The sequence below is a fragment of the Micromonospora sp. DT229 genome (assembly GCF_049844505.1).
GTDB lineage: Bacteria > Actinomycetota > Actinomycetes > Mycobacteriales > Micromonosporaceae > Micromonospora.
In genome coordinates, this window is record NZ_JBNCLD010000005.1 from 110,622 (window position 1) to 135,259 (window position 24,638).

The 24,638-nt window shown below is 72.0% G+C and carries 21 protein-coding genes; 15 read left to right on the forward strand and 6 right to left on the reverse strand.

Features of this window, described 5'->3' with window-relative positions; translation table 11 throughout:
• Window positions 1-92: 92 nt before the first annotated feature.
• Window positions 93-1,052, reverse strand: a complete 960-nt coding sequence (gene dapD, locus ACLQ2T_RS09885) for a 2,3,4,5-tetrahydropyridine-2,6-dicarboxylate N-succinyltransferase (protein WP_425765697.1) — start codon at window positions 1,050-1,052, stop codon at window positions 93-95.
• A gap of 136 nt (window positions 1,053-1,188) precedes the next feature.
• Here dapD and dapE point away from each other — a divergent pair, with 136 nt between their 5' ends.
• The gene (gene dapE / locus ACLQ2T_RS09890; protein ID WP_425765698.1) at window positions 1,189-2,262 is read left to right on the forward strand and encodes a succinyl-diaminopimelate desuccinylase; all 1,074 of its coding nucleotides are present in this window, start codon (window positions 1,189-1,191) and stop codon (window positions 2,260-2,262) included.
• Window positions 2,263-2,294: 32 nt separating this feature from the next.
• Here dapE and ACLQ2T_RS09895 read toward each other — a convergent pair whose 3' ends face one another.
• The gene (locus tag ACLQ2T_RS09895) at window positions 2,295-2,441 is read right to left on the reverse strand and encodes a hypothetical protein (protein WP_327024183.1); all 147 of its coding nucleotides are present in this window, start codon (window positions 2,439-2,441) and stop codon (window positions 2,295-2,297) included.
• 146 nt (window positions 2,442-2,587) lie between these two features.
• Here ACLQ2T_RS09895 and ACLQ2T_RS09900 point away from each other — a divergent pair, with 146 nt between their 5' ends.
• From ACLQ2T_RS09900 to nudC, 9 genes are all read left to right on the forward strand, one after another.
• A complete protein-coding gene (locus ACLQ2T_RS09900) occupies window positions 2,588-3,424 on the forward strand; it encodes a TIGR00730 family Rossman fold protein (protein ID WP_425765699.1) in 837 nt (278 codons plus the stop codon).
• A gap of 4 nt (window positions 3,425-3,428) precedes the next feature.
• Window positions 3,429-3,974: a TIGR00730 family Rossman fold protein gene (locus tag ACLQ2T_RS09905; protein ID WP_425765700.1), complete on the forward strand. Its 546-nt coding sequence runs from the start codon at window positions 3,429-3,431 to the stop codon at window positions 3,972-3,974.
• A gap of 302 nt (window positions 3,975-4,276) precedes the next feature.
• Window positions 4,277-7,924, forward strand: coding sequence for an ATP-dependent helicase (locus ACLQ2T_RS09910; RefSeq protein ID WP_425765701.1), 3,648 nt, complete (start codon window positions 4,277-4,279; stop codon window positions 7,922-7,924).
• A gap of 26 nt (window positions 7,925-7,950) precedes the next feature.
• The gene (locus ACLQ2T_RS09915; RefSeq protein WP_425765919.1) at window positions 7,951-11,337 is read left to right on the forward strand and encodes an ATP-dependent helicase; all 3,387 of its coding nucleotides are present in this window, start codon (window positions 7,951-7,953) and stop codon (window positions 11,335-11,337) included.
• A 208-nt stretch (window positions 11,338-11,545) separates the two neighbouring features.
• Window positions 11,546-11,749: a cold-shock protein gene (locus ACLQ2T_RS09920; protein WP_092378207.1), complete on the forward strand. Its 204-nt coding sequence runs from the start codon at window positions 11,546-11,548 to the stop codon at window positions 11,747-11,749.
• A 230-nt stretch (window positions 11,750-11,979) separates the two neighbouring features.
• Window positions 11,980-12,168, forward strand: a complete 189-nt coding sequence (locus ACLQ2T_RS09925) for a hypothetical protein (RefSeq protein WP_425765702.1) — start codon at window positions 11,980-11,982, stop codon at window positions 12,166-12,168.
• Window positions 12,169-12,236: 68 nt separating this feature from the next.
• On the forward strand, window positions 12,237-13,565 hold the full coding sequence (locus tag ACLQ2T_RS09930; RefSeq protein WP_425765703.1) for a M16 family metallopeptidase: 1,329 nt from the start codon (window positions 12,237-12,239) through the stop codon (window positions 13,563-13,565).
• On the forward strand, window positions 13,562-14,887 hold the full coding sequence (locus ACLQ2T_RS09935; RefSeq protein ID WP_425765704.1) for a M16 family metallopeptidase: 1,326 nt from the start codon (window positions 13,562-13,564) through the stop codon (window positions 14,885-14,887). The genes ACLQ2T_RS09930 and ACLQ2T_RS09935 overlap by 4 nt, the downstream gene beginning before the upstream one ends.
• A 62-nt stretch (window positions 14,888-14,949) precedes the next feature.
• On the forward strand, window positions 14,950-15,897 hold the full coding sequence (nudC, locus tag ACLQ2T_RS09940; protein WP_425765920.1) for an NAD(+) diphosphatase: 948 nt from the start codon (window positions 14,950-14,952) through the stop codon (window positions 15,895-15,897).
• 171 nt (window positions 15,898-16,068) lie between these two features.
• Here nudC and ACLQ2T_RS09945 read toward each other — a convergent pair whose 3' ends face one another.
• The 3 genes from ACLQ2T_RS09945 to ACLQ2T_RS09955 form a co-directional block, all read right to left on the reverse strand.
• A complete protein-coding gene (locus ACLQ2T_RS09945; protein ID WP_425765921.1) occupies window positions 16,069-16,341 on the reverse strand; it encodes a hypothetical protein in 273 nt (90 codons plus the stop codon).
• A gap of 214 nt (window positions 16,342-16,555) precedes the next feature.
• Window positions 16,556-16,789 (reverse strand): DUF397 domain-containing protein, encoded by a 234-nt coding sequence (locus ACLQ2T_RS09950; protein ID WP_327024191.1) that lies wholly within the window; start codon window positions 16,787-16,789, stop codon window positions 16,556-16,558.
• A 68-nt stretch (window positions 16,790-16,857) separates the two neighbouring features.
• A complete protein-coding gene (locus ACLQ2T_RS09955) occupies window positions 16,858-17,838 on the reverse strand; it encodes a helix-turn-helix domain-containing protein (protein WP_425765705.1) in 981 nt (326 codons plus the stop codon).
• 221 nt (window positions 17,839-18,059) lie between these two features.
• Between ACLQ2T_RS09955 and ACLQ2T_RS09960 the strand changes: the two genes are divergently transcribed.
• Window positions 18,060-19,421: an MFS transporter gene (locus ACLQ2T_RS09960; protein WP_425765706.1), complete on the forward strand. Its 1,362-nt coding sequence runs from the start codon at window positions 18,060-18,062 to the stop codon at window positions 19,419-19,421.
• Between the two features lie 277 nt (window positions 19,422-19,698).
• The gene (locus tag ACLQ2T_RS09965) at window positions 19,699-20,823 is read left to right on the forward strand and encodes a M14 family zinc carboxypeptidase (protein WP_425765707.1); all 1,125 of its coding nucleotides are present in this window, start codon (window positions 19,699-19,701) and stop codon (window positions 20,821-20,823) included.
• 59 nt (window positions 20,824-20,882) lie between these two features.
• On the opposite strand, the gene ACLQ2T_RS09970 is transcribed toward ACLQ2T_RS09965, so the two are convergent.
• On the reverse strand, window positions 20,883-21,125 hold the full coding sequence (locus tag ACLQ2T_RS09970; RefSeq protein WP_425765708.1) for a mycoredoxin: 243 nt from the start codon (window positions 21,123-21,125) through the stop codon (window positions 20,883-20,885).
• A 91-nt stretch (window positions 21,126-21,216) separates the two neighbouring features.
• Here ACLQ2T_RS09970 and ACLQ2T_RS09975 point away from each other — a divergent pair, with 91 nt between their 5' ends.
• The 3 genes from ACLQ2T_RS09975 (at window position 21,217) to ACLQ2T_RS09985 (ending at window position 24,296) form a co-directional block, all read left to right on the forward strand.
• Window positions 21,217-23,370, forward strand: coding sequence for an ATP-dependent DNA helicase UvrD2 (locus ACLQ2T_RS09975; RefSeq protein WP_425765709.1), 2,154 nt, complete (start codon window positions 21,217-21,219; stop codon window positions 23,368-23,370).
• Window positions 23,371-23,508: 138 nt separating this feature from the next.
• Window positions 23,509-23,796 carry a hypothetical protein gene (locus tag ACLQ2T_RS09980; RefSeq protein WP_425765710.1) on the forward strand — a complete coding sequence of 96 codons (288 nt, stop codon included), beginning with the start codon at window positions 23,509-23,511 and terminating at the stop codon, window positions 23,794-23,796.
• Window positions 23,797-23,930: 134 nt separating this feature from the next.
• Entirely contained in the window at window positions 23,931-24,296 is a 366-nt protein-coding gene (locus ACLQ2T_RS09985) for a WhiB family transcriptional regulator (protein WP_327024199.1), read from the forward strand.
• The last annotated feature ends 342 nt before the right edge of the window (window positions 24,297-24,638 follow it).

The window sequence follows — 24,638 nt, forward strand, 5'->3', positions numbered from 1 at the left end:
GCGCGGTGGGCCCGGCGCCACAGCGCCGGGCCCACCGGGTAGTCCTTCGTTGAACAGGGCCCCTTCCGTGCGGGAGGGGCCCTTCCTCGTACTCAGTCGTTGGCGTGCAGGGCGGCGTTGAGTTCGATGCCCCGGCCGGAACGCGGGTGGGCCTCCAGGGCGCCGGTGACGGAGTTGCGCCAGAACCGCAGCCCGTCGACCCCGGAGAGTTCACGGGCCTTGACCACCCGGCCGTCCGGCAGGGCGATCTTCGAGGCGGCGGTGATGTAGCACCCGGCCTCGACCACGCAGTCGTCACCCAGGGAGATGCCGACCCCGGCGTTCGCCCCGATCAGACTGCGCTCGCCGATGCTCACCCGGTCCGTGCCACCACCGGAGAGGGTGCCCATGATGGAGGCCCCGCCGCCGATGTCCGAACCGTCGCCGACCACCACGCCCTGCACGATCCGACCCTCGACCATGGAGGTGCCGAGGGTGCCGGCGTTGAAGTTGACGAAGCCCTCCTGCATGACGGTGGTGCCGGAGGCCAGGTGCGCGCCGAGGCGGACCCGGTCGGCGTCGGCGATGCGTACCCCGGAGGGCACCACGTAGTCCGTCATCCGGGGGAACTTGTCCACCCCGTACACGGCCAGGTGGCGGCCGGCGGCCCGCTCGATCACCCGCAGCTCGTCGACCCGCTCCGGTGGGCACGGCCCGGCGGAGGTCCAGGCCACGTTGGCCAGCTTGCCGAAGATGCCGTCGAGGTTGAGCTGGTTGGGCTGCACCAGGCGGTGGGAGAGCAGGTGCAGCCGCAGGTACGCGTCGGCCGTGTCCTTGATCGGGTCGGCCAGCGAGCCGATCACGGTGACCACCTGCACGGTACGCAGACCGGGCAGGGCCCGGTCACCGAGCGCCCCCGGCGGAAGGTCCAACACGTCGGACTCGTCCTCGCCGGGCACCAGCGGCAGCTCACCCAGGCCCAGCTTGCCGGTCGGGTACCAGGTGTCGAGCACCTGGTCATCGGCGGTAACGGTGGACAGGCCGATGCCCCACGCGGAATCTGTCGACGTCACGTACTCACCTCTCGTTGCCTGCTGTGCTGGCTGCTGCTCGCGACTGCGGCCCGGCGGGCTGACTTCTCCGCACTCGGCCGAAGGTCTGCCGGGCTCGCGTCTCCCCGTCGCCAGTTGTGACGGTACCGTGCGGACCATGGAGAACCCGCTCACCCCCGAGGTCCTCGCCGATCCGGTGGCGCTGACCCGTGCCCTGGTCGACATCGAGTCCGTGTCCCTCAACGAGAAGGCCATCGCCGACTGTGTCGAGCAGGTGCTGCGGGGAGTGCCGCACCTGGCCACCTACCGGCACGGCAACACCGTGATGGCCCGTACCGACCTGGGGCGGGACTCCCGGGTGGTGTTGGCCGGTCACCTGGACACCGTCCCGCTGAACAACAACTTCCCGTCGACCATGCGGGGGGACCTGATGTACGGCTGCGGTACCTCCGACATGAAGTCCGGGGTGGCCTTCGCCCTGCACCTGGCGGTGACCCTGGCCGAGCCCCGGTACGACGTGACCTACTTCTTCTACGAGGCGGAGGAGATCGAGTCCCGGTACAACGGGCTGCACCTGGTGGCCCAGGCGCACCCGGAGTGGTTGGCGGCCGATTTCGCCCTGCTGCTGGAGCCGACCCACGGGGTGGTGGAGGCCGGCTGCCAGGGCACCATGCGGGCCACCGTGGTCACCACCGGGGTTCGGGCCCACTCGGCCCGCTCCTGGCACGGGGTGAACGCGGTGCACGGCGCCGGTGAGGTGCTCCGCCGGCTCGCCGAGTACCAGGCCCGGCGGGTGACCATCGACGGGTGCGAGTACCGCGAGGGGATGAACGCGGTGCGGATCCACGGTGGGGTGGCCGGCAACGTGGTGCCGGACCGGTGTGAGATCGAGGTGAACTACCGCTTCGCGCCGGACCGTACCCCGGCCGAGGCCGAGGCCCACCTGCGCGAGGTGCTGGCCGGGTACGAGCTGCAGGTGACCGACTGCGCCCCCGGCGCCCTGCCGGGGCTGGAGGCCCCGCCCGCGCAGGAGTTCCTGGCGGCGGTGGGTGCGGCCCCGATCGGCAAGCTGGGCTGGACCGATGTGGCCCGCTTCGCGGCGTTGGGCATCCCGGCCCTCAACTTCGGCCCCGGTGACCCGAATCTGGCCCACCACCCGGACGAGCACGTCGAGATCGACAAGATCCGCGAGGGGGCGATCACTCTGCGTCGCTGGCTGGCCACCAACTGAGCGCCCTGACCGGACGGCCGGTGGCCGTCCGGTCAGGCGACGGTGAGTCGGGAGTCGGCGGTGGGTTCGGCGACCGGCTCGGGAGCCTTTTCGAGCAGGCGGGCGCGGCGGCGCTCGGCCACCACGTCGCGGATGCGCCGCTGCATCTGTCGCCGGAGTCGCAGTCGTTCGTTGCTCATGATCACGCGTTGTCTCCTCTCCGGAAGCCGCGCGCCGGGGCATACCCGGTATGTGAATAGTAAGACGTCTGGCAACGCGATTTGGTTGCACAAGATCACGAAGTGTTTGCCGGGTTCCGCGGCGCTGCTCCACTACGGTTGCTCCCATGGAGCAGAGCAACATGCGCGACCCGGGACGGGAGCGGCATCGCGGCGCCGTGACGATGCGCCGGCAGACGATTCCCAACAGCACCGCCGACCAGGGGCTGCTGGATTCGCGGGCACGAGCCGACTGGCGGACCAGGGACTCCTGGCGGGCGCTGCGCATCCTCTCCGAGTTCGTCGAGGGCTTCGACACTCTCGCCGACCTGCCGCCGGCGGTCAGCGTCTTCGGCTCGGCCCGCAGCAAGCAGGACAGCCCGGAGTGCCAGCTGGCGGAGGCGCTCGGCGCCGCGCTGGCCCGGGCCGGATACGCGGTGATCACCGGTGGTGGTCCGGGGGTGATGGAGGCGGCCAACCGGGGGGCCAGCGAGGCCGGCGGACGCTCCGTGGGCCTCGGCATCGAGCTGCCCTTCGAGCAGGGCATCAACGAGTGGGTCGACCTGGCGATCGACTTCCGCTACTTCTTCGCCCGCAAGACCATGTTCGTCAAGTACGCCCAGGCGTTCGTGGTGCTGCCCGGCGGCTTCGGCACCCTGGACGAGCTGTTCGAGGCGCTCACCCTGGTGCAGACCGGCAAGGTCACCCGGTTCCCGGTGGTGCTGATGGGCACCGCGTACTGGCAGGGACTGCTGGACTGGCTGCGCGACACCATGGCCGCGGAGGGCAAGATCGGCCCGGTCGACCTCGACCTGATCTGTGTCACCGACGACGTGGCTGCGGCGGTGCGGCACATCGTGGAGGCCGAGGCCGCGCTCAGCACGGAGCAGGAGGCCGTACGCGAGGAATCCGTGGCGCGTGCCGCCGCCGACCAGCAGGCGGCCGCCACCGGGTCGGAGCACTGAACGAGTGGCCGCTATCTGCGTTTTCTGTGCCTCCTCCCGTACCCTCGACCAACGCTGGCTGGACCTGGCCACCGCCACCGGGGTGGAGATCGCCCGACGTGGGCACACCCTGGTCAGCGGCGGCGGCTGCGTGGGGATGATGGGCGCCCTCGTCGACGGTGCCCGATCGGCGGGTGGCCGGACCATCGGGGTGATCCCCCAGGCGCTGGTCGACCTGGAGGTCGCCGACCTGGACTCCGACGAGCTGGTGGTCACCGACTCGATGGCCAGCCGGAAGATCGTGATGATCGAGAAGTCGGACGCCTTCCTCACCCTGCCGGGCGGGTTGGGCACCCTCGACGAGCTTTTCGAGGTCTGGACCACGGCCACCCTGGCCCTGCACCAGAAGCCGATGGTGCTGGTCGACACGGACGGCTTCTACAGCCCTCTGTTGGGGTGGCTGCGCGACCTGACCGCCCAGAGCTTCCTCAAGCCCGGCGGCCTCAACCTGCTGCACTTCGTCGACACCGTCCCCGCCGCCCTGGACGCCCTCGAATCCCGCCTAACCTGACCCCACCCGGCTGCTCCTTGCCCTGGGTTACGGAAGCAAGATCGCGCTCGATCTGGGATCGAGTGGCTATGAGCGTGCTGATAGGCACTCGATCCAGGATCGAGCACGACCTTGAGTGGGACAGAACGACCGACGAGGGCCTGCGCTGTGGGGACGGGGTAGTCGAGGCGCCCACGGTCCTAGGGGCGGCGGCTGCTGTCGGGGTTCGGCGTGGGCGAGGACTCTCGCGGGCGGCGTGGGCGAGGACTCTCGGAGGGTGTGGCGCGGTGAGGGGTGTCGCAGGCCCGTGATGGGATGTCGGGATGCAGGCGTACCGGCTGGTGCGTCGGCCCGTGGGGCCGACCGAGGGAGACGGGCCGGCGCACGGGCACTCCCCGGCGCAGGATCCGGCGGTCGCCGACCCGAGTCCGTCAGCGCCCACCGACCCGGAAGGGCGGGTGCCTACCAACCAAGAGCGGGTGGCGCCCGTCGGCCTGGAGCGGGTGGTGCCCGCTGGGGCGGGGCGGGTGCGGGACGCCGGGCAGGCGGAGGTGGTGGCGCACACCGACGGGCCGCTGCTGGTGCTCGGTGGGCCGGGCACCGGGAAGACCAGCACCCTGGTCGAGGCGGTCGCCGGCCGGGTCGCCGAGGGGGTGGACCCGGAGCGGATCCTGGTCCTCACCTTCAGCCGGCGGGGCGCCGCCGACCTGCGACACCGCATCGAGGCGCGGATCGCCGCCGACGGGCAGCGGGTGCTGCGCGAGCCGCTGGTGCGGACCTTCCCGGCGTACGCCTTCGGGTTGTTGCGCCGGGCGGCGGCCGAGCGGGGTGAGCCCTCGCCTCGGTTGCTGACCGGGCCGGAGCAGGATCTGATCATCCGGGAACTGCTGGACGTGGTCGGCGAGGAGCCCGGCGACGATCCGGTCGGCTGGCCGGAGGATCTGCGTCCGGCCCTGCGTACCCGTGCCTTCGCCGCCCAGCTTCGTGACCTGCTGATGCGCGCGGCCGAGCGGGGGGTGGGCCCGGTGGAGCTGGCCCGGCTCGGCGAGAAGTTGGGGCGGGCGGACTGGCCGGCCGCCGCCCGGTTCCTCCGTGAGTACGTCGCCGTGCTGGCCCTGCGGGACGTGGCCAACCGGGGCTCGGTCGCGTACGACCCGGCCGAGTTGGTCCGGGCGGCCACCGGGATGCTGCGGGACGACCCGGAGCTGCTGGCCGCCGAGCGGCGTCGGCTGTCGTACGTCTATGTCGATGAGTTGGCCGACACCGACCCCGCCCAGCTCGACCTGCTGGAGACGGTGGCCGGAGGCGGCCTGCCCCTGGTCGCCTTCGCGGACCCGGACTCCTCCACGTACGCCTTCCGGGGTGCCGACCCGACCGGGGTGACGAGGTTCGCGCACCGGTTCCGGACCGCCTCCGGTGCGCCGGCCGGGCAGGTGCTGCTGACCACCAACTACCGCAGCGGGCAGCGACTGCTGGCCGCCTCCGCCCGACTGGCCCGGCGGCTACGGGGTCCGGCGGCGCATCGCCGGATGCAGCCGGTGCCGAGTACCCCGCCGGGCAGGGTGGAGATCCGCACCTTCCGGTCGGCCACCAGTGAGGCGGCCTGGTTGGCGCACGCGCTGCGCGAGGCGCACCTGCTCGGCGGGCTGCCCTGGGCGCGGATGGCGGTGCTGGTGCGGTCCACCGGCCGACAGTTGCCCACCCTGCGCCGGGCCCTGCACGCGGCCGGGGTACCGACCGTGGTGCACGGCGAGGACCTGCCCCTGCACCTGCAACCGGCGGTGGCCCCGTTGTTGTTGCTGCTGCGCTGCGCGTTGGAGCCGGAACGACTCGACGAGGAGGCCGCGGTCGCGCTGCTGCACTCGCCGTTGGGGGGCGCCGATCCGCTGGCCGAGCGGCGGTTGCGGCAGGGCCTGCGGGCCTTGGCCCTGGCCGCCGGTGACCGCCGACCCTCCGGGGAGTTGATCGTCGAGGCGTTGCGTGATCCAGCCGAGTTGGCCGGTGTCGAGCGACGTTGGGCCGAGCCGGCGCAGACGGTGGCCGGGCTGCTGGCGGTGGCCCGGGAGACGGCCGCGCGGCCGGGGGCCACCGTCGAGGAGGTGCTCTGGGCGGTGTGGCGGGCCAGTGGCCTGGCCGAGTTGTGGTCGGCGGCGCTGACCCGGGGGCCGGCGGTCAGCGGTGAAGGGGATCTGGCCCGGCGCCGTCGGGCCGAGGCGGCCGACCGTGACCTGGACGCGGTGATGGTTCTCTTCGACGCCGCGGCCCGGTTCACCGACCGGCTGCCCGGCGCACGTACCGAGGTCTTCCTCGACCATGTGCTCGGGCAGGAGCTACCCGCCGACACCCTGGCGCCGACCGCCGACCGGGGCGACGCGGTCCGGCTGCTCACCGCGCACGCCGCCAAGGGGCTGGAGTGGGACCTGGTGGCTGTCGCCGGGGTGCAGGAAGGGGTCTGGCCGGACCTGCGGCTGCGCGGCAGCCTGCTCGGCTCGGAACGACTGGTGGACGTGTTGGCCGGCCGGGCCGATGGCGCGGGCACGGTGGCCACCCTGGTCGGGCAGACCTCCGCCCTGCTGGACGAGGAGCGGCGGCTGTTCCATGTCGCGGTGACCCGGGCCCGACGCCGGTTGCTGGTCAGCGCGGTCGCCTCGGCCTCGGTCGGTGGCGACGACCACGACGAACAACCCAGCCGTTTCCTCTACGAACTCGGCCCCGGCGACGATCCGGCCCCTGACGGCGAATCCGGCCCGTCAAGCGGGGAGCCTGGACCCTCGGGTGGGGAACAAGGACCCGGACCCTCGGGCGGAGAGCCAGGACCCGGGCCTGCGGGCCGGGAGCCGGGACCCGGACCCACGGACGGAGAGTCGGGACCCGGGCACTCAGGTGGGGAGCCAGGACCTGGGCGCTCGGAGCCGGTGGTGGCTGAGGTCGAGGGGGCGGGGCCGCGTACCTTGCCGGTCAGCCGGCCGCCCCGGGCGCTCACCCTGCCCGCGCTGGTGGCGGAGTTGCGTACCGCGCTGGTCGATCCGGCCGCGCCGGTGGCCCGGCGGCGGGCGGCGGCGGCCGAGCTGGCCCGGCTGGGTGCCGCCGGGGTGTCCGGGGCGCATCCCGACGACTGGTGGGGGCTGCGCTCCCTGTCCGACGATCGGCCGTTGGCCGACGAGGGGGAGCCGGTCCGGGTCACGCCCTCGGGGATGGAGAGCGCGCTGCGGTGCAGCCTGCGCTGGCTGCTGGAACGGCACGGCGGCAGCTCCCCGGCCAGTGCCGCGCAGGGGGTGGGCAACCTGGTGCACGCGGCGGCGATGCTGGCCGAGGACGCCCGGGCCGACCGGAGCGCCCTGCTGGACTACGTCGCCGCCCGGTTCGACGCGATCGAGTTGGCGGCCCGCTGGATGGTGGGGCCGGAGCGGGCCCGTGCCGAGGCGATGGTCGACAAGTTGCTGCGGTGGCTGGCCGCCAATCCGCGTCGGCTGCTCGCCATCGAGCACGAGTTCGCGGTCCGCTTGGACGATCCGCAGCGGCCGGTCGAGCTGGTCGGCCGGGTCGATCGGCTGGAGGTGGACGAGGCCGGACGGCTGGTGGTGATCGACCTCAAGACCGGCAAGTCGACCACCGTCACCGAACGCGAGGTGAGCGAGCATCCGCAGCTCGGCGCGTACCAGGCGGCGGTGGAGGCGGGGGCCTTCGCCGAGTTCGGCGACGAGCCGGGCGGGGCGGCCCTGGTGCAACTGGGCACCGGTACCCGGGATGCCCGGGAGCAGGCGCAGCCACCGGCCACGGACGGCCCGGAGGCCGGCTGGGCCACCGCCCTGGTCCGCCGTACCGCCGATACGATGGCCGCGTCCACCTTCGCCGCGGTCGCCAACTCGAAGTGTCGGGTCTGCCCGGTGCGCACCAGTTGCCCGGTCTCCGGGCAGGGCCGGCAGGTGGTCGAGCCGCCGACCGTGCGTCGTCCCGAGGGCGAGGAGTGAGCGTGCCAGCCGGCGAAGCAGGCAGCCTGATCCAGCCCACCCTGTTCGGTCCCGGGGCACCGGCTCCCCGGTCGGCCGACTCCGGTCCCCGGTACACCCCGGTGGAGCTGGCCAAGCTGCTCCGGCTGCCGGCACCCACCCGGGAACAGGCGGCGATCATCGCCGCGCCGGTGGAGCCGCTGCTGGTGGTGGCGGGCGCCGGCTCGGGCAAGACCGAGACCATGGCCGCCCGGGTGGTGTGGCTGGTGGCCAACTCGTACGTGCGGCCGGAGCAGGTGCTCGGTCTCACCTTCACCCGCAAGGCCGCCGGTGAGCTGGCTCACCGGGTGCGTACCCGGCTGGACCAGTTGGTCCGCCGGCTCGGTCGGCGCGGACGGGACCCCCTCGACGACCCCCTGGCCGGGGAGCCGACCGTGGCCACCTACCACTCGTACGCCGGTCGGATCGTCACCGAGCACGGCCTGCGGGCCGGGTACGAGCCCTCCACCCGGCTGCTCACCGAGGCCTCGCGGTGGCAGTTGGTGGATCTCATCGTGCGCAACTACGACGGCGACATGTCCGAGGTGGATCGGATGCCGAGCACGGTGACCGACGCCGTGCTGGCCCTGGCCGGCGAGTTGGACGAGCACCTGGTCGAGCCGGAGGACCTGGCCGCCTGGACAGGCCGGTTCTTCGCCGAGGTGCAGTCGCGGCCGGGCCGGATCTACGCCGACGTACGCAAGGCGCTGACCCTGCAGCAGACCCGGCTGAAGCTGCTGCCGCTGGTGCGCGCCTACGCCCGGCGCAAGGCCGACTTCGAGGCGATGGACTTCGCCGACCAGTTGGCCCGGGCCGCCCGGGTGGCCCGGGACCATCCGGGCGTCGGCGAGATCGAACGGGACCGCTATCGGGTGGTGCTGCTCGACGAGTACCAGGACACCAGCCACGCCCAGGTGGTGCTGCTGCGGGCGCTGTTCGGCGGCGGGCATCCGGTGACCGCCGTGGGGGACCCCTGCCAGTCCATCTACGGCTGGCGGGGGGCCAGCGCCGGCACCCTGGACCGCTTCCCGGCCGACTTCGCGCGGAGTGACGGCAGCCCGGCCCGGGTGCTGGGGTTGACCACCAGTTGGCGTAACCGTCCGGAGATCCTGGCGGTGGCCAACGCCCTGGCCACTCCCTTGCGGGCCGCCGGTGCCCGGGTGCCCGAACTGCACGCCGCGCTCAGTGTCGACGAGCCCATCGCCCACCGCAGTCCGCGCGGGGCCGCCGCCGGCACGGTGCACTGCGCGCTGCTGTCGACGTACGCCGAGGAGGCCGACTGGATCGCGGACAGTCTGCTGGCGGCGTGGCAGGGGGCCGCCCGGATGCCGCGGGCGTTGCCCGAGCAGATCCCGGTGACCGCCCGCCCGACCACGGCGGTGCTGGTCCGGCTGCGCAGTCAGATCCCGGCGATCGCCGCCGCGTTGCGCGAGCGTGGGCTGCCGGTCGAGGTGGTCGGGCTCGGCGGCCTGCTGGACACCCCGGAGGTCCGTGACGTCGTTTGTACGCTGCGTGTGCTGGCCGACCCGACCGACGGTGCCGCCCTGTTGCGCCTGTTGACCGGGGCCCGGTGGCGGATCGGGCCCCGGGATCTGGTCGCCCTGCACCGCCGGGCCAAGGCCATCGCCGCCGCCCGCCGCCAACTGGCCGACGACGGCGACCCCGAGATCGTCCCGGACCGCCTGGACGAGGCGACCCTGGTGGAGGCGCTGGCCGACCTCGGCCCGGCGCAGGCGTACTCGGCCGAGGGGTATGCCCGGCTGCGCGCGTACGCCCGGGAGTTGGGGTTGCTCCGTTACCGGCTGGACCAGTCCCTGCCGGAGTTGATCGCGGACATCGAGCGGACCACCGGCCTGGACGTGGAGGTGGCGGTACGGGCCGGCGGGGAGGGCGCCGGCGACGCCGGGCTGGCCCGCGCCCACCTGGACGCCCTGGGTGATGTGGCCGCCCGGTTCAGCGGGGAGACCCCGGGGGCCACCCTCGCCGGTTTCCTGGCCTATCTGGCCGCCGCCGAGGACGAGGAGCGCGGTCTGGCTCCCGGTGAGGTGGAGGTGGTCGAGGGGGCGGTGCAGATCCTCACCGCCCACGCGGCCAAGGGGCTGGAGTGGGACGTCGTGGCGGTGGCCGGGCTGAGCAGGGGAGTGTGGCCGGGTCCGGTCCGCAGTTCCGATCACTGGCTGGGCGGGCTGGGGGTGCTGCCCTTCCCGCTGCGGGGCGACGCGGAGGGACTGCCCGCACTGGCTCTGGCCGAGGCCGCCGACCAGCGCGCGGTGGCCCGCGCGGTGGCGGACTTCACGGACGACTGGCGGGCCCACGACGAGCGGGAGGAACGACGGCTGGCGTACGTGGCGGTGACCCGCCCGCGTCGACTGTTGCTCTGCTCGGGCCACTGGTGGGGGGAGGGCACCAAGCGCCCGCGCGGACCCTCGGCGCTGCTGCGCGAGATTCACGACGCCTGCCTGGCGGCCGGGGCCGGTCACCTGGTCGACGAGTGGACCCCGGAGCCGACCCCGGACGCGGTCAACCCGACGACCGAGGTGGTGCTGCGCGCCGAGTGGCCGGCGGACCCCCTGGGGGTACGCCGACCGGCGTTGACCGAGGCGGCCGTGCTGGTACGCCGGTTCCTCACCGAGGGGGTGGACCCGGCCGGGCCGGACGTCTCCGCCGCCTCGGATCCGGAGGTGACCAGGTGGCGGCGGGAGGCCGACCTGCTGCTGGCCGAGCGGGCGGAGCTGAGCCGCCTGTCCGGCCCGATCGAGGTGGCGCTGCCCGCTCACCTGTCGGTGACCCAGTTGGTCAATCTGCGCCGGGATCCGGCGGCCCTGGCCCGTACGCTGCGCCGCCCGTTGCCCGCCGAGCCGAACCCGTACGCCCGCCGGGGCACCGCCTTCCACGCCTGGTTGGAGCAGCGGTTCGGGGCGGACCGGCTACTGGACACCGACGAGTTGCCCGGGGCGGCCGACGAGGACGCCGCGCCGGACGAGGCCCTGGCCGAGCTTCAGCGTCGTTTCCTGGCCAGCGAGTGGGCCGACCGGACCCCGGTCGAGGTCGAGGTGCCCTTCGCCACCGTGATCGGCGGGGTGGTGGTGCGGGGCCGGATGGATGCGGTGTTCCGACGCCCGGGGGACCGCTTCGACGTGGTCGACTGGAAGACCGGGGCCCGCCCGACCGGCGTGGCCGCCGAGGTGGCCGCCGTGCAGTTGGCGGTCTACCGACTGGCCTGGGCGGAGCTGGCCGGGATCGCCCTGGACCGGGTCGGTGCGGCCTTCCACTACGTGCGGGAGGGGGTCACCGTCCGGCCGACTGACCTGCTCGACCTCGACGGCCTCACCGAGTTGATCACCTCGGTCCCGCAGTCACCCGGAGCCGACACTGGCGCTGAGCCGGATCAGTGAGTAGAGTGTCTGGCGTTGCAGCTTTGGTTACCAGCTCTGTGTGCGCCTGGCGGATATGTGACCCCAGGCGCACTTTGTTGTGTCCGGAGTTCTCCGGGCGGGGCGACCAGAAGCGACAGGTGTTCCGAGCAGGTCCGCTCGGTTCACTCCTCTCTCCGATCCCGCAACTGGTGCGGGGTCGACGTTCCGTCAAGGAGACGTAACAAGTATGGCTATTGGCACCGTCAAGTGGTTCAACGCTGACAAGGGCTTCGGTTTCATCACCCCGGACGGCGGCGGCGCTGACGTCTTCGCTCACTTCTCGGCGATCCAGTCCTCCGGTTACCGGAGCCTGGACGAGAACCAGCGGGTCGAGTTCGAGGTCGTCCAGGGCCAGAAGGGCCCGCAGGCGGAGAACATCCGCCCGGTCTGATCCAGGGCGACACTGCCTGACCGCAACGGTCGGGTCACTTCCGGTGAATGTCTGGCCGGCGGTGACCCGACCGTTCGCACATTCGGCCCACGACACCACATCCTGAGTCGGGAATCAGTCGTTGCGGGTCGGGGGGATGGCTGCCAGCATCAACGGGCCGGGTGACGCTGGCCGGGGGGCAGGCGTCAGGGCCGGGGGCAGGCGTCAGGCGGCACGGGGGAGGCAGGACCATGGGGGGCTCGGCGGCTGTACGCGAGTTACTGCTGGTGGTGGCGATGGCGGTGGTCGGACTGCTGCTCGCCATGGCGGCGGCCTTCACCCCCTGGCCGGTCATGCCGGGCGGGTCCGCGCCCTCCAGCCTGGTGGATCTTCAAGGTCCGCCGGCGGTCCCCGAGCCGGTCGGCAGCACGGCCGGCTGAACCCACGGTCGCATCAGCGGCGCACGGATGCTCACGCATCGGGGCGTCGAGACGTTAGGGTCGGATCCGTGCCGACGCGCAAAGCGAAAATTCCAGCGACGAGGTATCCGGTCGAGCGCTTCACCCTCGACAACGGCCTGCGGGTGGTCCTGACCCCGGATCGCAGTGCCCCGGTCATCGGGGTGGCGGTCGTCTACGACGTGGGCATCCGGTCCGAGCCCGAGGGCCGCACCGGCTTCGCCCACCTCTTCGAACACCTGATGTTCCAGGGTTCGGAGAATCTGGAGAAGCTGGCGCACTTCCGGCACGTGCAGGGCGCCGGTGGCACGTTCAACGGCTCCACCCACCTGGACTACACCGACTACTACGAGACCCTGCCCAGCAACGCGCTGGAACGGGCCCTCTTCCTGGAGGCCGACCGGATGCGGGGTCCTCGGCTCACCGAGGAGAACCTGCGCAACCAGGTCGACGTGGTCAAGGAGGAGATCCGGGTCAACGTGCTCAACCGGCCCTACGGTGGGTTCCCGTGGTTGACCCTGCCGCCGGTCATGTTCGACACCTTCCCCAACGCGCACGACGGCTACGGCTCCTTCGTCGACCTGGAGTCGGCCACGGTCGACGACGCCGCCGACTTCTTCCGGCGCTACTACGCCAGCGGCAACGCGGTGCTGGTGGTCAGCGGCGACATCGACGTGGCCGAGGCGACCACCCTCGTCGAGCGACACTTCGGTGACGTGCCGGCCCGCCCGGCACCGGATCGCCCGGACTTCGCCGAGCCGGACCTGACCGCGGAGCGGCGCACCGCCCACACCGACCGGTTGGCGCCCCTGCCGGCGGTGGCCTCGGGGTGGCGGGTGCCCGACCCGATCGGTGACTTCGCCGCCTACCTGCCGTACGTGGTGCTGGCCGAGGTGCTCACCGACGGCGATGCCTCCCGGCTGGTCGAGCGACTGGTCCAGCGCGACCGCACGGTGACCAGCGTCGGCGGCTACGTGGGCTTCATGGGAGACCCCTTCGACGTACGCGACCCCACCGCCCTGCTGTTGCAGGCGCACCTGCCGCCCGGCGGGGACGTGGACAAGGTGCTGCGCACGGTCGACGAGGAGTTGGACCGGCTGGCCACCGACGGGCTGACCGAGGGGGAACTGACCCGTACCCAGGCCAGGATGGCCACCCACCTGCTGCGCGACACCGACGCCGTGCTCGGCCGCGCCTTGCGGATGGCGGTGCTGGAACAGCAACGCGGCGAGCCGGGACTGCTCAACGAGTTGCCCCGACTGGTCGGGGCGGTCACCGAGGAGCAGGTCCGCGCCGCCGCCGCCACCCTGCGGCCGGAGCGCCGCGCCTCCATCGAGGTCATTCCCGGCGGTACCCAGACGAAGGAGACAGCCCGTTGAGTGTGAGGGCCCTGCCGCCGCTCGGTCCGACCCGTCGGCTCAAACTGCCGAGCCAGGCCGAGCGGACGCTCGACAACGGGCTGACCGTGATCGCCGTACGCCGGACGGCCGTGCCGCTTGTCGAACTGCGGCTGTGGATGCCCTTCAGTCGGGCCCACCTGGCCCGGGGGCAGATGCTCGCCGCCACGCTGCTGTCCGGTACGGAGACGATGAGCAGCGTGCAGATCGCCGCCGAGCTGCAGAAGATCGGGGGCGGTCTCTCCGCCGGGCTGGACCCGGATCGGCTGATGCTCTCCGGCAACGGCCTGGCCACCGGTCTGGATCGGCTGTTGGAGATCCTCGCCGAGGTGCTCACCGGCGCCAGCTACCCGGCCGAGTGGGTGGCCACCGAACGGGACCGCCTGGTCGACGGCATTCAGGTCGCCCGCAGTCAGCCGGGCCACCTGGTCCACACCGCGCTGCTCAAGCGGCTCTACGGCCGGCATCCGTACGCCGTGCAGACCCCGGAGCCGGAGCAGGTCCGGGCGGTGCGGCCGGCGGCGCTGCGTACGCTGCACGCCCAGCGGGTGCATCCGGCCGGTGCGGTACTCGTGCTGGTCGGCGACGTCCGGCCGGAACGGGCCCTGGACGCGGCCGAGAAGGCCCTCGGCGGCTGGTCCGGTGCGGGGCACTCCGCCGCGCCGCCCCCCGCCCCACCGCTGGTGCCCGGTCCGTTGCTGCTGGTCGACCGGCCGGGCTCGGTGCAGTCGTCCCTGCGGATGGCGTTGCCGGCGGTGCCCCGTACCCATCCCGACCATGCCGCACTTCAGCTGGCCAACCTGATCTTCGGCGGCTACTTCTCCTCCCGTTGGGTGGAGAACATCCGGGAGGACAAGGGCTACACCTACGGGCCGCACTCGTCCGTGGAGCATTCCGTGGCCGGCTCGCTGCTGGTGGCCGCCGCCGAGGTGGCCACCGAGGTGACCGCCCCGGCGCTGCTGGAGACCCAGTACGAGCTGGGTCGCCTCGCCACCGTGCCGCCCAGCGCGGACGAGCTGGAACAGGCCCGGCAGTACGCCCTGGGCACCCTCCAGCTGGGGGTGTCCACCCAGGCGGGGCTGGCCTCCATAATCAGCGCCTACGCGAGCAGCGGGCTGCGGCTGGACTTCCTGGCCGAGCACGCGGCCCGACTGGCCAAGACCAGCGCCGAGGACGTCGCCGCGGCGGCGGCCCGTTACCTGGCTCCGGCGCGGGCGGTGACCGTGGTGCTCGGCGACGCCGAACGGATCGCGGAATCGCTGGGCACCCTGACCCCGGTCGAGACCGCGCCGGTGCCGGCATGACCCTGCGGGAGTCCCTGGGCTCGGACGGCAGCGCCGGATGGGGTGGCGCGGTGCTGGGTCTCCTGGCGGACGGTACCCTCGCTCCGCCGTTGGCCCGTTCCACCCTGGATCGGGCGGCCCACCGGCGGGCCGACCCCGACTGGCTGGCCGGTGCCTGGGCCGGGGCCCGGGTGCTGAGGTTGGATGTCCAGGCCGGCGGTCGGGCCCTGGTACGCACCGACACCCCCCAGCCGACCCTGGTCCTGGCCGAGGCCGACGAGTTGGCGCCGCAACTCGCCGCCGAGGCGATGTTCCTCGGGGTGGAGCCGGACGGGGTGCCGGTGTTCTGCGTGCACACCGAGTTGCCGGCCGTGCCGAACACCCGGGCGGCCAACCTGCGGCAGATCGGTCACCTGCTCGGCGACCGGGACGCCGGCCTGTTCACCACCGCCTTGGCGCTGACCAACTGGCATCTGCGCCACCTGTACCACCCGGTCACCGGCGAGCCCACCCGGACGGCCGAGGGGGGTTGGTCTCGGGTGGACAGCCGGGGCGAGCGGGTGTGGCCCCGTACCGACCCGGCGATGATCGTCCTGGTGCACGACGGGGTAGCGGGTGTCGAGGGGCGGTGCCTGCTCGGCAACAATGTCAGCTGGCCGAGCACTCCGGGGCAGCGCCGCTTCTCCTGCCTGGCCGGTTATGTGGAGCCCGGTGAGTCCGCCGAGGCGACCGTGCTGCGGGAGGTCCACGAGGAGGTCGGGGTACCGGTCACTGACGTCAGGTACGTGACCAGTCAGGCATGGCCGTTTCCGGGCTCGTTGATGCTCGGCTTCCTGGCGGCTGCGGACCCGGCGCACCCGGTACGGGTCGACCCCACCGAGATCGCCCAGGCCCGCTGGTTCTCCCGGCAGGAGATCGGTGCGGCCCTGGCCGGTCGGCCGGTCGATGTGGGCGGCGCCGAGTTGCGACTGCCGCCACCCTCCTCGATCGCCCTGTTCCTGATCCATCGCTGGTTCGACGGCCATTGCTGAGGCGGCACACCTGGGGCGACCGGCGCGGGTGACCTGAGCGTGGCCGTGCGGCCCCGACCCGGGACCGTCGTTGCCGCGACGGCCCACGGGTCGGGGACACGGGCCGCCGTGGTCGGCTGGTGAGGAACACGGCGGGGGAGCCGGTCGACCACGACGGACGGGTGTGGGGTGTCAGGTGTCGGACCCCTGCGGCCGGGCCCGCTGGGGTCCCGGATCGTCCAGGGGCAGCACCTTGATCCGTTGTTTGCCGGCGCGTACCGCACCGACCGTGGCGAAGGCGCGGGCCAGTATGAAGGCGGCGTCCCGGTCTTCGGCGTGTACGACCTGACGGCGGGGCTCGGGTCGGGTGGTCTCGTCCCGCAGCCGACGGCCTCCGGCCCAGGCGGCCGTGATGTCGGCGTCGGCGGCGGCGCGAATGCTGGTGCGAACGATCAGGAACCGCATGTGGGTCTCCGGATGGTCGCGACGGGTGGAATGGTGGAAGTTCCACGTCACTACATCGGCCATCGTACGCCCGTGTGGTGTCTCAGCAAGTGAAACGCTCGAATTGACTGCGGTCTCATCCGATCATCCGATCCCTGCTCAGCGGGGGTGTCGGGCCCGGACGACGAACGGGACCACCGGCACCGTGCCGGTGGTCCCGCCAAGGCGTGCCCGGTCAGTCCAGATCGAACTGCCCGTTCTTGGTGCCGGAGATGAAGCCCAGCCAGCCGGCCCGGTTGAACAACAGCACCGGGCCCTCGGGGTCCTTGCTGTCCCGCAGTGCCACCGCTGCGGGACCGTGGCCCAGCGGTGCGACCTCGACGCAGTTGGAGGTCTGGCTTCGGGTGCTGGTGCGCCAGGGGGCGTCGGCGAGTTGGGCGAGGACGGAGGTCTTGCGGATTTCGTTCATCGTTGTGCTCCTGAGCTGAATCGACACCGACGAGTGGCCTGGCGCCTGCCGGCGGTGTCCGGTGTCGGTCATCGTTCCGTCAGGCGCCCGGTGGAGCTGCGGCGCTGGGCCGGCGCCATTGCCGAACCACCCGCCGCGGTGGACGGAGCCGCCGTCCCGGACAGCCGTTCCGCCGACTCGGTCAGCCAGGAAAGAGTGTCCGGTGCGGAGAGCGCCGCCGCGCATAACCACTTGAACACCACTTTATAGCGATTTAGGGCGATTACCTCGGTCGACATGACATCGGTGAAGCCACCTTCGATGGCCAGGGTCTCCGGATCCAGCGGGTCGGCGAAGCGGTAGAGGGAGAAGGCCGTCGGCGGCAGGTACCACTGGCCGATCGGTGTGTCGCGCAGCAGCACGTGCAGGGTGACGTTCGGTCGGGCGGCCAACTCGCACAACTGCGCCAACTGCTCCCGCAGCACCTCGGGCGGACCGGCCCGGTGGCCCAGTGCGGACTCCTCCAGCACGGCTGTGTAGCGGGGGGCGTCGAACTCCCGGGTGAGCAGGGACTGTCGTGCCAGCCGTGCCTTGATCTCGGTGTCGATGTCCTCGCCGGCCTCCGGATCGCCGGCCTCCTGGTCCACCTCCCAGGCCGAGGAGATGCGCATCCGGGCGTACCCGGTGGTCTGCAACAACCCCGGCACCAGGACCGGGTTGTACTCGGAGATCTCGGCGCAGCCCGCCTCCAACTCGGCGAAGTTGCGCTGCTGCTGCGTCATCGCCGGAAAATTCTTCAACCAGCCCCGGATGTCACCGGCTTCCTGGGTGATGCCGAGCAGTTCCGCCCGTAGCGTCTCATCGACGCGGTAGAGGTCGAGCAGGTCACGAACATCCTGCGGATCCGGCCTACTGCGTCCGTTCTCCAGGCGGGACAACTTCGACGCGGAGGCCCAACCGATGTGCTCGATGACCTGGTCTCCGGTCAGACCGGCGGCTTCGCGCAGTCGGCGCAGCTCAAGACCGAGCCGACGGCGGCGCAGGATCGGGCCAGGTGAGGCAGGAGGCACGGTGTCCTCTTTTCCGTCGACCGCCGCAGACGCGACGGTAACTGTATGAAATTCGCCCCCCACGGTCAGTATGGACGTCGCGGCCGGTGCCGGAGGTTCCGGCGGAGGGCGTGTCTCCAGAATTGCGCAGACCCGACACCGGAGGGGCCCACCGCGACCTGCGGGCGGTGCTTCGGTGGTGGGCCGCTGTCGCGCCCGTCACCTGACCTGCGGAGGGATTCATGCGTACCGTCCTGAGCCGACCGGACTTCCGCCTGCTCTTCGGCGGCCTGCTGGCCAGCCTGACCGCCGAGTCGATGCTGCTGCTGGCACTCGCCATCTGGGTCAAAGATCTGACCGGTTCGGACGCCCTGGCCGGCGCCACCCTCTTCGTGATCATCGCCCCGCGGGTGTTGGCGCCGCTGGTCGGCTGGCTCGTCGACAGATACCCCCGGCGGCGGGTCTTCGTGGTCACCAACCTGATCACCGCCCTGCTGCTGACCCCGCTGCTGGCGGTACGCGACGCGGGAGACATGTGGATCATCTACGGGGTGGCCGCGCTCTACGGCCTGTCCAACCTCACCATCGGGGCGGTACTCAGTCGACTGGTCTGCGAACTCGTCCCGGCCGACCTGCTCGGCGAGGCCAACGGGGTGCTCCAGACCGTACGCCAGGGCCTGCGGCTGATCGGCCCGTTGGCCGGTGCCGGGCTCTACGCCCTGCTGGGTGGAGGGGTACTCGCCGCCGTCGGCATGGCCGGGTTCCTGACCGCCGCCGCGGTGGTGGCCGGACTGCGCCCCGCCCAGTCGGGCACCCGGCCCACCGAGGAGGATGCGCTTGCGCGGCGCTGGCGGGTGCAGCTCGTGGCCGGTCTGCGCCACCTCGTCGAGGAGCCGGCGATTCGGCGGGCCCTGCTCGGCTACGGGCTCGCCTCGCTGGTGATGGGCTTCACCGAGTCCCTCATCTTCGCGTACGTCGATCAGGGGTTGGGCCGGGACGCGGCGTTCGTCGGGGTACTGGTCACCGTGCAGGGCATCGGCGGCCTGGTCGGCGGCCTGGTCTCGGCCGCCGTGCTGCGTCGGGTCGGCGAGCTGGGCACCCTCGCCGCCGGTGTCGCCTTCTTCGGACCGGCCGCGCTGGCGTTGGGGTACCCGAACCTCTGGCTCGGCTTCGCCGCCGTGCTGCTGGCCGGGGTGTCCCTGCCGCTGACCCTGGTCGGCCTGCACACCCTCGTCCAGCGACGCACCCCGGCCGAGGTGCTCGGTCGGGTGGCCGCCGCCGCGGAGGCGGCGGTCAGGGTCCCGCAGGCGCTCTCCATCGGTGCAGGGGCTCTGCTCGTCGGGGTGCTCGACTATCGGCTGGTGTTCGTCCTGATCGGGCTGGCCACCCTGCTGGCCGCCGGCTACCTCTGGGGTGGGCGCCGGCTCAGCCCACCGGCCGGGCCGTCGGCGCGCCCCCGGATCCCGGCGCCCCGCCCCGCCCCGCCCCCGACGGCACGGCGTCCCGCCGTACCCCCGACGGCACGGCGTCCCTTCCGGCGGTACGGCGCTGACCACGAACCGTGGACCCCGTCATTGCGTCGCAACCCCGACCCAAGCCGGTGATCTGATCATTTCTCCGCCTTCCAGCGGGTCTACCGGAAAGCCTGTCCGCCAGTCGCCGAACTTCCGCCGAGTGCTCCCCGTCACAACCTGCACATTCGACGGAACTTGACATCGGCTCTTGACCTGCGAAAACGCCCCCCGTTCAATGATCACACCGCACCGCCTTCCGGTGAGGAAGGTCGCAGCCGGGCCAGCACGGAGCGCGTACGGCGCACGGGGGCCGCAACGATGTCTGGCTGGCGCTGCCGCACCACATCTCAGAAGGGATGTCACAACTGTGACAAGACCACGCCGCCGCCATGTGGCTCTGATCGCCGCGCTCCTCCTCGCCCCCATGGTGGCGCCCGGGGTGGCCAACGCGAACGGACCGTTCGTCCCGCCGGGCCAGGAGAACGTCAACCGCTCCTCGCAGCTCAGCGCCGCTGAGGTCTCCGCCGAAATGCACGCCCTGGCGGCCCGCAGCAAGGGTGCCCTCCGGATCGAGGAGATCGGCCGCAGCGGCCGGGACCGCCCGCTGGAGATCGCCTTCATCGGCACCGGTGAGACCCGGGTCTGGATCCAGGGCCGGATCCACGGCAACGAGCCCTACGGCGCCGAAGCCTCGTTGGACTTCCTGAAGACCCTGGTCTCCGGCGGGAAGCACGCCCGCGAGGTGCTGGAGAAGATCAGCTTCGCGATCATCCCGATCTACAACCCGGATGGTTTCGAGGAGTACCGCCGCCAGGACAGCGTCCACCGCATCGACCTCAACCGTGACTGGGGCGTCGACCGGCAGATCTTCGACCAGATCAACAGCGTCCGGGCCAGCCGTGGCGAGGCCCCGCTGCCCGAGCGCACCTTCACCAACTACACCCAGTACCGCGCCGTCGAGTCGCAGCAGTTCTGGTACGCCTGGGCCGACTTCAAGCCGCACCACATGATCGACCTGCACCACCAGGGCACCTACTACGTCGGCGACAGCACCGACGAGATGACCACCTTCTCGGTGGGCATCTCGCTGGACCCCGGCATGCTCAGCCAGAGCCAGTGGGACACCGTCCGCCGGATGGGCGTCGCGGCCGCAGACGCCGCTGACCGGAGCGGCGTGGTCACCACGACCCTCTACCCGTACATCAACATCCCGGAGGGCGTCGTCTCGGCCGCCATGCTCAACGGCCCCGGCCCGCGTGGTGAGTACGCCAACTGGCGCAGCAACGCGATGTTCTTCGAGTCGCGTGGCGGCATCGGCCACAAGAGCAGCGGCTACATCATCAAGCAGAACGTCAACGCCCTCTGGGGCATCATCGACAAGATGAGCGATGGCACGCTGGAGAACGTGGACGCCGACCGGTACGGCCAGATCCCGAACCGTGGCGCCACCATCACCACCTGCATCGCGTTCCCGAACCAGTGTGACTTCTGATCCTTCGCACTGACAGCAGTGGCGGTCCACCCCACCGGGTGGACCGCCACTGGCGTCGGTCAGGCGGCGATGCCGGCCAGGTGCTGCTTGACCTGGACGATCGTCGGGTTGGTCAGCGCGCTGCCGTCGGCGAAACGCAGGGTGGGGACGGTCTGGTTACCGCCGTTGACGCTCATCACGAAGTCGGCGGCGGCCGGATCCTGCTCGATGTCGATGACCTGGTAGGCGATTCCCTCCCGGTCGAGCTGCGACTTCAGTCGGTGGCAGTAGCCGCACCAGGGCGTCGAGTACATCGTCAGCATGATCAGATCCTCCTGGTCGGGCCCGGCTGTTCGCTGACCGGGCTCGGGCTATCCGCAGTAACGTCCGGGGCAGCTGAGACAATTCCCCGTTGTGGTGGTCAACTCCCCGTCCGAACGCGTGCTCGCCGGCCTGGACCCGGAGCAACGCTCGGCGGTGACCGCCCCCGCCGGGCCGGTCTGCGTACTCGCCGGCGCCGGTACCGGCAAGACCCGGGCGGTGACCTCGCGGATCGCGTACCGGGCGTTGACCGGGGAGATATCCGCCCGGCACGTGCTCGCGGTCACCTTCACCGCCCGGGCCGCCGCCGAGTTGCGGCACCGGCTGGCCCAGTTGGGGGTGGCCGGGGTGCAGGCCCGTACCTTCCACGCCGCCGCGCTGCGCCAGATGCGCTACTTCGCGCCCCGGCTGCTGGGCGGGCGGGCCATGCCCGAACTGCTGGACAGCAAGGTCCGGCTGGTCACCCTGGCCGCCGCCCGGGCCGGGCTGCGGACCGACCGCACGGCCGCCCGCGACCTGGCCGGTGAGATCGAGTGGGCCAAGTCCTGCCTGGTCGAGCCGGGGGAGTACGTGGTGGCCGCGGCCAAGGCGCTGCGCGAGACCCCGCATGAACCGACCAAGGTCGCCGAGGTCTTCGCCGCGTACGAGAAACTCAAGCGGACCACCGGGGTGATCGACTTCGAGGATGTGCTGCGGGCCGCGGTCTGGGGGATCGAGGAGCACGCCGACGTCGCCGAGCAGGTCCGCAACCAGTACCGGCACTTCGTGGTTGACGAGTACCAGGACGTCAACCCCTTGCAGCAGCGGCTGCTGGAGGCCTGGCTGGGCGGGCGGGACGACCTGACCGTGGTCGGCGACGCCAGCCAGACGATCTACTCCTTCACGGGGGCGACCTCGTCGTACCTGGTCGACTTCCCACGCCGGCACCGCGGCGCGACCGTGGTCCGGCTGGTCCGCGACTACCGTTCGACCCCGCAGGTGGTCGGCCTGGCCAACGCGGTCATCTCGCAGGCGCGGGGCACGGAGGCGCGGCTGCGGCTGGAACTGGTCGGCCAGCGTCCCGCCGGCCCGGCACCGGAGCTGCGGATCTTCACCGACGAGGCGGCGGAGGCCAACGCGGTCGCGGCGCGCTGCCGGGCCCTGGTCGACGCCGGGACGGCGGCCCGCGAGATCGCCGTGCTGTTCCGCACCAACGCCCAGTCCGAGGCGTACGAGAAGGCGCTCGCCGAGGCGGGGGTGCCGTACGTGGTGCAGGGGGCCGAGCGGTTCTTCGAGCGACCCGAGGTGCGCCAGGCCATGGTGGCGATGCGGGCGGCCACCCGGTCCATCCCGGGGGAGACCCCGCTGGTCACCGCCGTGGTCGAGGCGCTGGCCGCGGTCGGCTGGGCGCCGGACTCACCTCCGCCGGGCGGGGCCGCCCGGGAACGCTGGGAGGCGCTCGCCGCACTGGTCGCGCTCGCCGAGGAGTACGCGGCCAGCCCGCAACTGCTGCCGCTGGGCGCTGCGGCCACCGTGGAGCGTCCGGTCACCCTGGCCGATTTCACCGACGAGTTGCACCGGCGGGCGGCACAGCAGCACGCGCCGACGGTGGAGGGGGTCACCCTGGCCTCCCTGCACTCGGCGAAGGGGCTGGAATGGGAGGCGGTGTTCCTGGTCGGCCTGGCCGAAGGCACCCTGCCCACCACGTACGCCCGCACCGCCGAGCAGGTGGAGGAGGAGCGCCGCCTGCTCTACGTCGGCATCACCCGGGCCCGTCAGTGGCTCTGGCTGTCGTACGCCTCGGCACGCTCACCGGGTGGTCGCGCCCGGCGGCCGTGCCGTTTCCTGCCCCAGCTGTCCCCCTCCGGTACGGCGGAGCGGGCCGGTGGCACCCGCCCGGCCCCCGGCACCCCCCGGCGGGCGGCCACCCGGATCGTTTCCTGTCGGATCTGCGGTACGACCCTGCTGGCCGGGCCGGACCGCAAACTCGGCCGCTGCGCGACCTGCCCCTCCGACATCGACGACGAGTTGCACGAGCGGTTGCGCGAGTGGCGGTCCCGGGTGGCGGACACCCAGAAGGTGCCGGCCTATGTCGTCTTCACCGACGCCACCCTGGTCGCGCTCGCCGAACGGCGTCCGGGCCGCGCGGAGGATCTGGTCGCCATCGCCGGCATCGGTCCGCGCAAGTTGGGCCTGTACGGAGAGGCTGTGCTGGCCCTGGTTAAGGGCGCGGCGGTGGACGAAATCTGCCCGCAGAAAACTTTTTGAATCTGGCCGTTAATTCGTTTGCCCTCGCCCGGTCGACGGGCATAGCCTCAGGACACACCTCGCGGGGGGCCCTGTTCGGGCTGCTCAACAGGGGATTGTCCGAGTCGACCACGAGTGAACGTCAAGGAGGTGGCACCGATGGAGAGCTACATCTACACGCGTCCGACGGCGCTGCCCGTTGCCGTCGCTCCGTTGTCTGCTGCCCTGACCGTTGCCGTGGCTCCGATGTCGGCCGATCGGGCCGCCGTCGCCGCTGCGCGACCGTGGGCTCCGCAGGCGCACCGGGTCGAGGTTCAGGCCGAGCTGATCCTCGCCCCAGCAGCGAATGCGATCCAGGGGACCAGTGGCTTCACGGGCAAGGGCGTCGATGGCGCCGTCAAGCGGATGGACGTCCGCGGTGTTCCACCTCGAGGTAGACCGGTCTGATCACAGACCACCGGCTCACCTCGAGGCCGCGGAACCCGCATACCGGGATCCGCGGCCTCAGTTTTTTTTTGCACCGCCGAAGTACGTCGGACCAGCGATCCACGAGATCGAGATGAGAGAGAGGTGACCGGGAGATGACTCTGGCGTTAGCCCCGCTCGACCTGAACGTCGAGACCGAGGCGAATCTGCCCTGCCGGAAGTTCGACCCCGACCTGTGGTTCTCCGACTCACCTACCGACCTGGACGTGGCCAAGACTCTCTGCGGGGACTGCCCGCTGCGGGTCGAGTGCCTCGCCGGCGCGGTCGAGCGCGCCGAGCCCTGGGGGGTCTGGGGTGGCGAGATCTTCGAGCGTGGCGCGGTCGTTCCGCGCAAGCGGCCCCGGGGCCGCCCCCGCAAGGAGGACCTCGCCCGTGACGCCGCACTGCGGGTCGAGGCCGAGGCGCGACTGGCGGCCAACGGCCTTGCCACCTCGCGCAGTGCCGTCCGGCTGGCTGCCTGAGATGTTCCCGATCCGAACCCGTCCCGCCGGTGTCGCACCGGCCGAGAGAAAGCTGAATCCGATGCTGCCCCTGATGACCGGAGTCGCCGAGATGCAACTACTTCATGAAGCGCTGTCGAGGGCTCGAATGCTCCGGCCTCAGGCCGGTCGCACCACCACGAGCACTGAGGCAACCCGATCCGCCCGTACCGTCGCCATGGCCAGCCGTACCCGGTCGGCCCGCGAACTGGGTCTTCTGTAGTACAGACACCGAACCGGCGGGCGGGGGAGAGGAAAGGAGACCCCCCCCCGAAGGGGGGGGGGGGGGGGCGGGGCCCCCCGCGGAAGCCGGGCCCCACCCGT